The following is a 12060-nucleotide window of genomic DNA, read 5'->3' as shown; positions in this document are numbered from 1 at the left end:
CCCACGCGTTACTCACCCGTCCGCCGCTCTCTTCCGAAGAAGATCGCTCAACTTGCATGTGTTAGGCACGCCGCCAGCGTTCATCCTGAGCCAGGATCAAACTCTCAAAATAAAGTTACACTTTATGTCGCAATGTCCATTGCTTAAAATAAAGTTTCCTGCTCAGATTAATCATTATCGAATATCTGGCTTGGTTTGTTGGTTTTAATTCGTGTGAATTAAAGATTTTATTTAACCTACTGTTTAATTTTCAAAGTTCATTTGCTCGTTTCAGCTTTATTAGTTTAACAAAGATTTAACACTCTGTCAACACTTTTTCAAAACTTTTTTAAGCTCTTGTCCTCTCTCTCAAGGACAAGTATTACTATACCATTAAAATTTAATCTCGTCAACAACTTTTTTTATTTTTTTTTAACAGCGTTTCAAAACATTTATCCTAGACTTTAATTTTTATCTATTATTATAGCAAACTATTTCTCCAACAAAAGCTACGATAAAATAAAGACAGTATCCATTGTAAATATATTTAACAACTTTGTGATAGAGATATGAAAATTTGAAGAAATAATTCTATTATGATTATTAATTTGCTACTTCAAAACTATATACTGTAAAAATTAAATATATTTTTTTGATTAAAATCTATAAACAAAATATATCTTAATAGTTTTGGAAGCAAATGATCTATATATTCTAAAAAAATAACTAAAATATAACTAAACTTGTATCACAAAGAAGTTAAATATAATCACAATGCTTAAATAGCAGCTTAATCATATTATATACTGTTATATATCTTTTAATATATTTTAGAATAAATATATTTTTATAATTTGCTATTTTTTACATTATATAGATTGACATTTTATATCTAAACGTGTCAAAATATAGTTAAATAAGTATATATTATAATTTATGGGGAGGAGTACTTAAAATGAAAAAATTCATTAACCTTTTATTAGTATTTATGTTATCAATTTGTGTAGTCGGATGTAGTTCAAATTCGACTAGTAAATCTAGTAGCTCTAGTGATGCTTCTAGTGCTACGGAAGCCGAACGTTCTTTAGAAGGAAAAGACCTTAAAGTTTACTGTGGAGCCGGTATGACAAAACCTTTTGAAGAAATTGCAAACGCTTTCAAAGAAAAAACTGGCTGTAATATAGAAGTTACTTATGCCAATGCAGCTCAAATCCAAACGCAAATTAAAACTTCTGAAGAAGGAGATCTATTTGTAGCTGGAGCTGAAGATGAGCTTAAACCAATATCAGACTATGTTTCAGAAAGTAAGAAACTTGTGAAACACATACCAGTGCTTGCAGTTGCTTCAGGAAATCCAAAAGAAATAAACAGTCTAAAGGACTTAACTAAAGACGGTGTAACTGTAGTTTTAGGTGATGCAGAATCTACTCCTATAGGTAAAATAGCTAAAAAAGCTTTAAGCAATTTAAAAATATACAAAAAAATAGACATACAAGCTACTACTTCTACTGCTCCTGAGCTTACTAATGCTATAGAAGCAGGCGAATGTGACGCAGTAATAGTTTGGAAAGAAAATGTTAAAAGCGATAAAGTTGAAATAGTAGATACTACAGATTTAGATAACTACATAAAAGTAATCCCTGCAGCTTCTTTAAATTGCAGTGAAAACGAAGAATCTCTAAAAGAATTTTTAAATTATTTAGATACAGATGAAGTAAAAGCAGTTTGGGAAAAATATGGATATGAGCTAGTTTCTGAAAAGTAGAAGTTACATATGAAAAGAAACTCAAATACAACTAAAAAAACAAATAAAAACAATACATTGGAACCATTTGAGATACTACTAGGTGTCAGCTTGCTTATAGTATTTTCATCGCCTGCAGGAAAATTTCTAAAATCTATCGGTATAAAAGTAGTCTACAGCCAGCATCTACCTAAACGTAGCCACTGGAGACATGGGCGTGGCAATGGCATCTGCTCTTATTTTATTTATAATTTCATCCTTATCTCTTTTTATCGCGAATTACTTTTCAAACAAAAGCTACGATAAAAACAGATTAAAAAATTAATCGAGGAAGTGATCCAATATGGACAACATTATAAATATAGAAAACTATAATTTAAAACTTGGGAATTTCTCTCTTAAAAATATAAATCTAGAAATAAAAGAAGGAGAAATTTTCGCCATCCTCGGTAAAACAGGCTCAGGTAAAACAGTCCTGCTTGAGTCTATAGCTGGATTTTATAATCACGGCGATGGCACAATATACATAAATGACACCCCTGTTAACGACATATACGTTTGCGATAGAAACATCAGCTTTGTCTATCAAGATTACGCACTTTTCCCACATATGACAGTTTTCGATAATATCGCTTATGGTCTTAAGATGAAAAAATTCAAAAAACACGATCAAATAAAAATCGTAAACGACATGGCAAAGCTTCTATCTATAGAAAATATATTAAAAAAATACCCTGGAACAATTAGCGGCGGCGAAAAACAGAGAACCGCCCTTGCTAGAGCCCTCGTCCTAAATCCCCAAATTCTTCTAATGGACGAGCCCTTTAGCGCACTAGATCCATCCACTAAAAACAACATGTACGAGAAAATTAAATCATTGCACAAAAAATTCAAATGTACTATAGTTTTTGTAACACATGATTTTAACGAGGCGAAAAAAATAGCAGACAGAATAGGGATTATATCAAATGGCACCCTAAAAACAATCAGAAATAGCCAAAACCTATTTGATAAATACGAAGACCCCGAAATCAACAATTTTCTGGGCATAGCAACTTAAAAAAAGGAGGATTCAAAATGACTAAAGAAGAATTATTCAACACATTAAAAAACGAACTAAAAAAAATTATCAAAGAAAACAACCTAGAAAGCGATAAAATAAAAATAACTTCAAAAGGACTTACTCCAACAGAAGCCATCGGAATAACAAAAAGAGACGATTTTCCAATAATCTCAGGCCGCGAAATCATGCTAATGGCAGAGTACCAAGGCTCTTTCGGTCAAGCCTTCACAGACTCTCCTGCTCTTTTCAATGGAAGTCTAGAAGAAATCCTAGCCCTTGATATCGTAAACGACGATTACTCAAGAGGACTTTTCATAGCATCACTAAATGCCGTTATGAAACACCTTAATTTAATCGAAAAAACTATCCACTGCAAGGACGACGAGCCTGAAATGTGCGCACTAGAATTCGCTAAATTCACAGAAGAAAACTACAAAGACAAAAAAATCGCCCTAATAGGATATCAACCAGCAATCCTAGAATCATTATCTAAAAATAATTACAACGTGCGCGTCCTAGATCTAAATCCTGCTCACGTAGGAAAAGAACGTTACGGCGTAAAAGTTGAAAACGGCGTAGCCGACTACGACGAAGTCGTATTAAACTGGGCAGACGTAGTTTACTGCACAGGCAGCACCCTTTGCAACGGCTCAATAGTAAACTTCCTAGACCTTGACAAAGAAGTAATCTTCTTCGGTACAACAATCGCCGGCACTGCAAAAATTCTAAACCTAAAAAGAGCCTGCTTCTGCTCTCATTAAAATAAAATCAATTAACGAACATCTAAATGGCAATCCATATAAAGCGATTGTCATTTAGATGCCTAAAATTCTATTCCTTTTATCATCGACTATATATCTTCACCTCAGACCATTATAAATATGTTTAATGACTTTGTGACAAAATATTGTAAAAACGAAAAGTGTTATAAAATATTTATAAACATTCCACGTATCTATTTTTTATCATATATTGAGTAATATAAAGATCCTTTGTCGCTAATTCCATAAATAGTTCCTTTATTCGATTAAATTCTTTATATTTCTTACTTATAAATAAAAATTTAAACCATGTTAAATAATTATTTAAATATTTAGTGGCGACTCCATTAAAATTTCTCATCCACTCTCTTAATTCTCTATTATATTCAAAAACTCGTTTCACGTTATAAATAGGATTACTTTGTCCAAACACTTTCACTAGTTTTAAATCTAGCTCTCTAGCTACTTGCCTATAATTCCATGAATACACACATAAAGTTACATCTTTATCTACCTTCCCTTCAAAAAATGACACCATATCTTTTGATTTGATTTTATTATTACTTTTTCCAAAATCATTATCTACTATTCTTGTAAGTATATGTCCTTTTTTATCAATTGCCGTATTAATACAAATTTGACTCTGCTTAATATTATTATAACTTGGTATCATACCTGGAGTTCTATTAAAATGAACACCTAAACAAGATACTCTACTTTTATCAAATGTTTTAAAATATTTTTCATCAAACTGCTTATAAATAGGTGATCCTTTGAAGGATTCATTGATATAGCAAGCATCTGTCTCAACTATACCCTCTAAAGTTTCATATTTTAAAGATACATTAATCACATCTAAAATTTTGTGACGCATAAAAAATGCAGTTGGCACGCTGACCCCAACTTCTTCTGCACACATTCTAATAGTTCCACCTTCTATCATAAATTGACAATATTTTAGCCATTTTTCCAAGCTCAATTTTGTATTTGAAAGAGGAGAAAGACTTCTTTCATCAAATGTTCTTCTACATTTTTTGCAAATATATCTTTGACGACCATATGTCTTTCCATTTTTATTTAGTTCTGAATGCCCACATTTAGGACATTTGAGACCATTTTTAAATCTACCTTGTAAAATCTTATTTTTTCCCTCAGTTTCATCATAAAATCCTAAATTATATAATTTTTTTAATTTTTGTTGAGCTAAGTCTATTAAAGAACTCAATTCATCTGCATTTAAATTACTTAGCCTTGATTTAACCTCTTTAGAACTAAACATATTTGAATGTTCTTGTCGAAACATATTGTACTCCTTTCTTATTTAGGTAATTTATAATACTAAATTGCAATAAATCTCTAAACTTAAATATATTTACTTAAATTGAAATTCTTGGTTATATTATGTCCTTATTATGCTTATTTAATACATATTTGTCACAAAATTCTTAAATATATTAATAATGGTTCTGGGATGAATATATAAGTATGAGTACAAACCATATCATTAATAAACGCATTTCTTCACAAAAAAAGATGCCCAGAAATTTAATTCTAAGCATCCTATTTTTAAAAAACTTGTAGCTTCGCTAAATTTGAAGCTCCGCTTGTATTGTCTTAGCTATATTCAAAATTAATTAGTCTTTATTTCAGTCCAAGCGTCATCATATAATTTTAAAACATCATCTGGAAGATTTAAGAAAATTTCAGCTTTATCCAAAGTTTCATCATCTGGATAAGAAATTGGTGAATTCTTCATTTCATCGTCCAATAAATCGTATACTCCTTGGTTTGGTGTAGAATATTGGATGTAATCTACATTTTGTTTTGCAACCTCAGGATCTAACATAAAATTAATAAATTGTTCTGCATAATCTTTATTTTCAGCAGAATTTGGTATGCACATTGCATCAACCCATTTGTTTGTGCCTTCTTTAGGTATTGCATAATCTAAATCAGGATTTTCATCTATCATAACTAAGGCATCCCCTGAATAAACTACTGAAATCGCTGCATCTTCGGCAACTATTCTATCTTTACCATCGTCATTTACATAAGCTGAAGTTATCGGTAATTGTTTTATCAGTTCTTCCTTCGCTTGGTTTATTTCATCTGGATTATCTGTATTCATAGAATATCCCAATCTCTTAAGAGATATTCCCATTGTGTCTCTAACAGAGTCCAACAATAAAATTTTGCCTGTGTATTTTTCGTTCCACAATATATCCCAGCTCTCAGTATCCTTTTTATCTACTTCTTTTGTATTATAGATTATTCCAAAAGTTCCCCATAAATAAGGTACGCTGTACTTATCCTCAGGATCATAAACTGGATGTTTAAAGCTGTCCATTATATATGAATAATTTGGTATATTTTTATAATCTATTTCTTGTATCATATCTTCTTCTATTAATTTATCCACCATATAATCTGATGGGAAAATTAAATCGTAATTTGAAGAACCGCTTTTTAATTTTTGGTACATGCCTTCATTTGTATCGTAAGTTTCGTACACTATTTCTATTCCTGTTTCTTCAGTGAATCTTTTAGTTAGCTCCGGATCTATATAATCCCCTACATTATATATGTTTAAGACTTCATTAGATTTTTTAGAGCCTTCACATCCAGCTAACATGCTTGCTGTCATAACAAATGTACATGCTAAGGCGATTAATTTTTTTAACTTCATTATAAACCTCCCTGTGTTTATTGAAAATTTATACGATATATCATTTCATTATTTTTTATTCATTAACAGTCTTTTTATTGGCGATTACATTGGAAGCTATTAACAATGCTAAAACTACTATAAACATCAATGTAGAAAGGGCATTTATTTCAGGGCTTAACCCCCTTCTTGTCATTGAATAAATTTCTATTGATAAGTTTGTCACACCGTTTCCTGTTGTGAAGAAACTTATTACGAAATCATCAATAGACATAGTAAACGCCATAAGAGCACCAGATATTATACCTGGTTTTATTTGAGGTAAAATTATTTTTTTAAGTGCATACCATGGTGTCGCACCTAAATCAAGTGCTGCCTCTTCTATGTTTGCAGGTAATTGTTTTAATTTTGGTAAAACAGATAATATCACATAAGGTATATCAAATACTAAGTGAGATAAAAGCATTGTAGTCATACCAAAATTTACATTTAAGAATACAAATAATGTCATCATAGATACCCCTGTTACGATATCTGGATTCAAAACTGGCAGATAATTTATGTTAAGTAAAATACTTCTTTTTTTGCCCATTCTCATCTTATGTATTCCAATTGCCGCTATAGTTCCAACCATTGTAGATATAATAGTCGCCAAAACTGCAACTAATAATGTATAGTAAAGTGCAGTCATCATTCTCTCATTTTCAAATAAAGTGTGGTACCAGTCCAATGTGAAACCACTCCAGACAGCCATGGATTTTGAATTATTAAATGAAAATATTGCTAAAGTGACTATTGGTAGGTATAAAAATACATACACCAAAAATAAATATCCGTTTGAAAAAATTTTCTTTATAATAGTAATCCACCGCCTTCCTTGTCTGAATCATTGCTGTATTTGTTCATTATTGCCATAGAGATAAGTATTATAATCATCATGAATATTGATACTGCTGATCCAAAATGCCAATCTCCAACTGCCATAAATTGTTGTTCGATTAAGTTTCCTATTAAGTAATATTGTCCTCCACCTAGTAACTTTGATATTACGAATGTCGATACGGCTGGCATGAACACCATCGTAATCCCTGATACGACACCAGGTAAGCTAAGTGGGAATATTACCTTTGTAAAAACTTGGGCATCATTTGCTCCAAGGTCCTTTGCTGCATTTATCAAATCTTGGTCCATTTTTGATAGAGCTGTGTGTATTGGCAATATCATAAATGGCAGGAAGTTGTAAACCATACCTAATAAAACGGCTGCATCTGTATATAATATGTTTACAGGTCCAAGACCTATCATTCCAAGTAAAGTATTTATAAATCCATTTTTCCCTAAAATTGCTGACCAAGCATAAGTTCTAAGCAAGAAATTCATCCACATCGGCAATATGCAAAGTAGAATCAATGTTCCTCTTCTGCTAGGTTTTGCTTTAGTGATTAAGTAGGCTGTTGGGTATCCTACTATTAAACATAAAACTGTAGATAAAACTGCCAAAATCATCGATCTTTTGACAACCTTAAAGTACATTGGCGCTAAAAATTTTTGGAAATGTTCTAAAGTAAAAACATATCTACCGTCTATTTGTGTTGTGAAACTGAAGAAAACGATTAATATTATAGGTATCACTATAAAAAGCGCACTCCAAATAATGTAAGGAGTTGCTAATCTTGATTCAGATTTTTGTCTTTTCATTGTTATCACTCACCTCGATAAATTATTCGTCGATTACCTTTCTCATTATATGTATATCTTCAGGGTATATGTCCATACCTAGCATACTTCCTTCTTCTGCCATTTTTGTGTTGTGAAGATACCAAGTTCTTCCGTTTTCTTCTACAGTTATTTCATAGTGAACACCTTTGAATACAACTGATGTCACTAGACCTTTTATCATTCCCTTTTCTGGAGCGACCATCTTGATGTCCTCTGGTCTTATTACTACTTCTATGTTTTCGTTTTTTTCAAATCCGAAGTCCACGCATTCAAATTCTCTACCGCAGAATTTGACCTTGTAGTCTTCAAGCATAATTCCGTCTATTATATTACTTTCTCCGATAAATTTCGCTACAAATGAGTTTTTAGGTTCGTTGTAGATGTCTTGTGGTGTCCCCATTTGTTGAATTTTACCTTTGTTCATGACTACGATTGTGTCTGACATTGTAAGAGCTTCCTCTTGGTCGTGTGTTACAAATACGAAAGTTATCCCTAATTTTTGTTGGATTTTTTTAAGCTCTCGTTGCATCTCTTGTCTTAATTTTAAGTCAAGTGCTCCTAGAGGTTCGTCTAGAAGAAGCACCTTTGGCTCGTTTACTAGCGCTCTTGCTATGGCGATTCTCTGTTGTTGTCCACCGCTTAGTGAATCGACTGATCTCTTTTCAAATCCTTCAAGTGCCACAAGCTTTAGCATTTCCTTGACCTTAGTGTCTATTGTTTTTTTATCCATCTTCTTTATTTTTAGCCCAAAAGCTATGTTTTCATACACGTTCATATGTGGAAATAATGCATATTTTTGAAAAACTGTATTTACCTGTCTTTCGTAAGGTGGCATGTCGTTTATATTTTTTCCTTCAAACATCACTTCACCTACATCTGCGTGCTCAAAACCAGCTATTATCTTTAAAGTAGTTGTTTTCCCACATCCTGAAGGACCTAGTAAAGTTAAAAATTCATTTTTCTTTATATCAAGGTTCAGATTATCCAATACAACAAGATCATCGTATTGCTTTGTTATATTTTTTAATTCAATAATGTTTTCTGACTTAACTGCTGAATTTGTCATAATTTATCGATACACCTCTTCTCTTACTTTTATGTCTTGCTAATCCCATCATCTAACTTTAAAAAGATGGCGGCGTGCTCACCCATATCACCCTAGCTTGAGTCTTGCCAGGATTTGATATATAGTGGTTCATTCTAGGCTTGAAATAAAAACTCTCACCCTTTTTCACCTTATTAATTCTGTCACCCAAGTGCAGTAAAATATTTCCAGCAAGAACATACCCGAATTCCTCGCCCTCATGTGGCTTTTCCTCCTTATATTGTCCTCCTGGATGTAAAGTTATAATAATCGGCTCCATCATATTCTTTTGTGAATTTGGAATCAACCACTTCAAATGGTATTTTAATTCCTCATCGTCCGTTTCAAACATATCTTCCTTCTTAAAAGTTATTCTCTCTGGGTCTATTTCATTAAAAAATTCCCTTAAATTCGTCCCCAAAATCTCCAAAATATCGATCAAAGTCGCTATCGATGGAGATGTAAGGTTGTTTTCAAGCTGCGATATAAATCCCTTCGAAAGCTCACACCTGTTGGCCAATTCTTCTTGGGTTAACTGCTTTTCCATACGCATACTCTTTATCTTGCTCCCAATATCCATATTTAGGCCTCCCATACTTATAGTTTTAAATTAAAATAAATCTTATTAAAAGTAAACTTTTTTCTTATATTGTTAAACTCTTTTTCATTTATTTCTAAACTTAAAGTTTAAAATTACTAAACTAACATTGATATTATATAGCAATTCTAAGTAAAATTCAATGTTTTTATAGAAAAAACATATTTTTAATATAAAAGATAAAAAATACTTAAACTTCAACGTTTTAAAGGTTAAATTTTCCTATTTGTGTTTATAATATTAATCTTATAATTTAGTATATGTAATTTTTTTAATTAATAAATATTTTTTGCGATAAAATAATTTTTTTCAAAGCAATCTATAGCCTTATTTTTCCCAAATTTCTATTTTTTATATAATCATATATTTTCCATAAAATAACTGATATAATAATATTTGTATTTAAAAAGCAACAATTCATATCAAGGGGGTATTAATTTATGAAAGTTTTACTAATAAATGGAAGTCCAAAGAAGGAAGGATGTACTTTTACAGCTTTAAGCGAAGTCGCTAAAGCACTAAATGAAGAAGGTATAGAAACTGAAATATTCCACGTTGGAAACAAACCAATCGCAGGATGTATGGGATGTGGAGCTTGCAAAAAAACAGGAAAATGCAAATTTGACGACACTGTAAACGAATGTATTCCTAAAGCAAAAGAAGCAGACGGAATCATAGTCGGCTCTCCAGTTCACTACGCATCTGCATCAGGTATGATAACTTCATTTATGGATAGATTATTTTTCTCATCAGGTGCAGATTTACAATACAAACCAGCTGCAGTAGTTGCAAGCGCTAGAAGAGCTGGTACTACAGCAACTTTAGACCAATTATCTAAACATTTTTCATACTCAAATATGCCTTTAATCAACTCATGCTACTGGAACATGGTTCACGGAAACACTCCAGAAGAAGTACTACAAGACCTTGAAGGCCTTCAAATAATGAGAACTCTAGGTAGAAACATGGCTTGGATATTAAAATCTATAGAAGCAGGTAAAAAAGCCGGGGTTGAAATGCCAGTTAAAGAAGACAAAATAAAAACTAATTACATAAGATAATTAAACGCTAAAAAGCTCCCATAGTAATAAATTTTAATTACCATGGGAGCTATTTATATGTAAAACATCATACACCTTCAAAAATCTAATAAGCCTCGATAATAGCCTGTTTTATATTGTTAAAATACTTGTTATTAAAATCCCAAGCTATATGAAGTCCATCATTCTCACAATTTATTAAATATCCATTTGAAGCCACAAATCCGCTTGTCGTATCTATGAACTTTACATTTGACTTCGTAGCACAATAGCTCTTTATATTAGAGTTAAATGAATCTATTTTCTTATTGTAATTAACTACCTGCTGATCTGAATAACCACTATATCCCTTACCAACAGGGAATACCCTTTGCACGAAAACCATCTTTCCAGAGTACTTTTTGGACAACATATCGATTAATTTTTTCGTATCATTCAGATTTGATTGTCTAGTTACTCCGTTTATTCCTATCAGTAAGCTGACACCCTTTACATTGCTCGCACTTGGCATTTGGTCGAAATTATCTATCCAATAAGAAGGAAAAATACCGCTTTTTGCCCTTACATACGAATTTTTAGTGTTATTTTGAATAGTTGTGCTAATTCTCTTTGTAAAAGAATCTCCTACAAATAAGAAATTATTTAAATTAAGCACAGTCTGTGATCCACCAGATTCTGAGCCTCCTGTCTGTGACCCATTTAACACCACGTAATTTTTTGATACGAAGGCATACTCATTTTTGTATAGAATTTTGTACCACTGACCAGCTTCATCGACTATCTGTACCTTGTCGCCTTTTTCTAAAACAGCAACTACACGTGATGTCTTATCTGCTTGCGCTCTTATATTTAGAAAACTACAATTTGCGACATATCCAGTTTTTTTAGAGGTTGTATCATTTGAGGAGCTGTCATTTCCATTGCTATTATTTCCAGAATTGTTACCAGCATTAGAACTTCCTCCACCAGATTCAGACACAATATACTTAGCAGATACATAAGCGTAACTACCATTGTAAACAATTTTATAACAACCATCTACATAATCTGCAATCTGTACTTTATCACCATTGACAAGACATCCAATCAAAGCGTACCCTTTCCCCGGTCCACTTCTTACATTTAAAAAACTACAATTTGCAACTACACCTTCAGTAACAGTATTGCTGTAAATACTAGATACATACTTACTAGACACATATGCATAAGATTCGTTAAATACTATTTTAAGCCAAGATCCCTCTTTTCCTACTACCTTAACAGTATCGCCTTTTTTAAGTGTCCATATAACAGGATATGTATTTCCAGGACCACTTCTCACATTTAACGCATTCGTTTCAACTCTTCCGATATCTTCTGAGTTAGCATAGCTCACTACCTTAAACCCTACCGTAATAACCAAAGCCA

The 12060-nt window shown here is 32.0% G+C and carries 11 protein-coding genes and 1 rRNA gene; 4 read left to right on the top strand and 8 right to left on the bottom strand.

Going from position 1 to position 12060, the window contains the following annotated elements; all coding sequences use genetic code 11:
• Positions 1 to 112, bottom strand: a 16S ribosomal RNA gene (locus MR593_RS12345); the annotation flags it as partial.
• An 822-nt stretch (positions 113 to 934) separates the two neighbouring features.
• Here MR593_RS12345 and modA point away from each other — a divergent pair.
• From modA to MR593_RS12330, 3 genes are all read left to right on the top strand, one after another.
• Entirely contained in the window at positions 935 to 1744 is an 810-nt protein-coding gene (gene modA / locus MR593_RS12340) for a molybdate ABC transporter substrate-binding protein (protein ID WP_290693432.1), read from the top strand.
• 322 nt (positions 1745 to 2066) lie between these two features.
• Positions 2067 to 2783 (top strand): ABC transporter ATP-binding protein, encoded by a 717-nt coding sequence (locus tag MR593_RS12335; RefSeq protein ID WP_290693429.1) that lies wholly within the window; start codon positions 2067 to 2069, stop codon positions 2781 to 2783.
• A 17-nt stretch (positions 2784 to 2800) separates the two neighbouring features.
• Positions 2801 to 3547 carry a Rossmann-like domain-containing protein gene (locus MR593_RS12330; RefSeq protein WP_290693426.1) on the top strand — a complete coding sequence of 249 codons (747 nt, stop codon included), beginning with the start codon at positions 2801 to 2803 and terminating at the stop codon, positions 3545 to 3547.
• 175 nt (positions 3548 to 3722) lie between these two features.
• Here the strand turns inward: MR593_RS12330 and MR593_RS12325 are convergent, their stop codons facing one another.
• From MR593_RS12325 to MR593_RS12300, 6 genes are all read right to left on the bottom strand, one after another.
• Complete coding sequence (locus tag MR593_RS12325) at positions 3723 to 4850, bottom strand: IS1595 family transposase (RefSeq protein ID WP_290693423.1); 1128 nt, start codon at positions 4848 to 4850, stop codon at positions 3723 to 3725.
• A 327-nt stretch (positions 4851 to 5177) separates the two neighbouring features.
• Positions 5178 to 6233, bottom strand: a complete 1056-nt coding sequence (locus MR593_RS12320) for an ABC transporter substrate-binding protein (protein WP_290693420.1) — start codon at positions 6231 to 6233, stop codon at positions 5178 to 5180.
• 55 nt (positions 6234 to 6288) lie between these two features.
• The gene (locus MR593_RS12315) at positions 6289 to 6966 is read right to left on the bottom strand and encodes an ABC transporter permease (protein WP_334301814.1); all 678 of its coding nucleotides are present in this window, start codon (positions 6964 to 6966) and stop codon (positions 6289 to 6291) included.
• A 98-nt stretch (positions 6967 to 7064) separates the two neighbouring features.
• Complete coding sequence (locus MR593_RS12310) at positions 7065 to 7910, bottom strand: ABC transporter permease (protein WP_290693417.1); 846 nt, start codon at positions 7908 to 7910, stop codon at positions 7065 to 7067.
• Positions 7911 to 7932: 22 nt separating this feature from the next.
• Positions 7933 to 8997 (bottom strand): spermidine/putrescine ABC transporter ATP-binding protein, encoded by a 1065-nt coding sequence (potA, locus tag MR593_RS12305; protein ID WP_290693414.1) that lies wholly within the window; start codon positions 8995 to 8997, stop codon positions 7933 to 7935.
• A gap of 58 nt (positions 8998 to 9055) precedes the next feature.
• Positions 9056 to 9595 (bottom strand): helix-turn-helix domain-containing protein, encoded by a 540-nt coding sequence (locus MR593_RS12300; RefSeq protein ID WP_290693411.1) that lies wholly within the window; start codon positions 9593 to 9595, stop codon positions 9056 to 9058.
• Positions 9596 to 10053: 458 nt separating this feature from the next.
• Here MR593_RS12300 and MR593_RS12295 point away from each other — a divergent pair, with 458 nt between their 5' ends.
• The gene (locus tag MR593_RS12295) at positions 10054 to 10674 is read left to right on the top strand and encodes a flavodoxin family protein (protein WP_290693408.1); all 621 of its coding nucleotides are present in this window, start codon (positions 10054 to 10056) and stop codon (positions 10672 to 10674) included.
• Positions 10675 to 10759: 85 nt separating this feature from the next.
• Here MR593_RS12295 and MR593_RS12290 read toward each other — a convergent pair.
• Positions 10760 to 12060, bottom strand: a 1301-nt coding sequence (locus tag MR593_RS12290; RefSeq protein WP_290693405.1) for an SH3 domain-containing protein, incomplete at its 5' end; no start/stop codon positions are given.

This window comes from Intestinibacter sp. (assembly GCF_022780145.1).
Lineage (GTDB): Bacteria > Bacillota > Clostridia > Peptostreptococcales > Peptostreptococcaceae > Intestinibacter.
The sequence above is the reverse complement of the archived record's forward strand: the minus strand, read 5'-3'. Positions and strand labels throughout refer to the sequence as shown.

Bases quoted from the DNA above. Each gene is read 5' to 3' on its own strand.
- MR593_RS12335 (WP_290693429.1), top strand. From the start codon at position 2,067: ATGGACAACATTATAAATATAGAAAACTATAATTTAAAACTTGGGAAT.
- MR593_RS12315 (WP_334301814.1), bottom strand. From the start codon at position 6,966: ATGGCTGTCTGGAGTGGTTTCACATTGGACTGGTACCACACTTTATTT.
- MR593_RS12320 (WP_290693420.1), bottom strand. From the start codon at position 6,233: ATGAAGTTAAAAAAATTAATCGCCTTAGCATGTACATTTGTTATGACA.
- MR593_RS12330 (WP_290693426.1), top strand. From the start codon at position 2,801: ATGACTAAAGAAGAATTATTCAACACATTAAAAAACGAACTAAAAAAA.
- MR593_RS12300 (WP_290693411.1), bottom strand. From the start codon at position 9,595: ATGGATATTGGGAGCAAGATAAAGAGTATGCGTATGGAAAAGCAGTTA.
- modA (WP_290693432.1), top strand. From the start codon at position 935: ATGAAAAAATTCATTAACCTTTTATTAGTATTTATGTTATCAATTTGT.
- MR593_RS12325 (WP_290693423.1), bottom strand. From the start codon at position 4,850: ATGTTTCGACAAGAACATTCAAATATGTTTAGTTCTAAAGAGGTTAAA.
- MR593_RS12310 (WP_290693417.1), bottom strand. From the start codon at position 7,910: ATGAAAAGACAAAAATCTGAATCAAGATTAGCAACTCCTTACATTATT.
- potA (WP_290693414.1), bottom strand. From the start codon at position 8,997: ATGACAAATTCAGCAGTTAAGTCAGAAAACATTATTGAATTAAAAAAT.
- MR593_RS12295 (WP_290693408.1), top strand. From the start codon at position 10,054: ATGAAAGTTTTACTAATAAATGGAAGTCCAAAGAAGGAAGGATGTACT.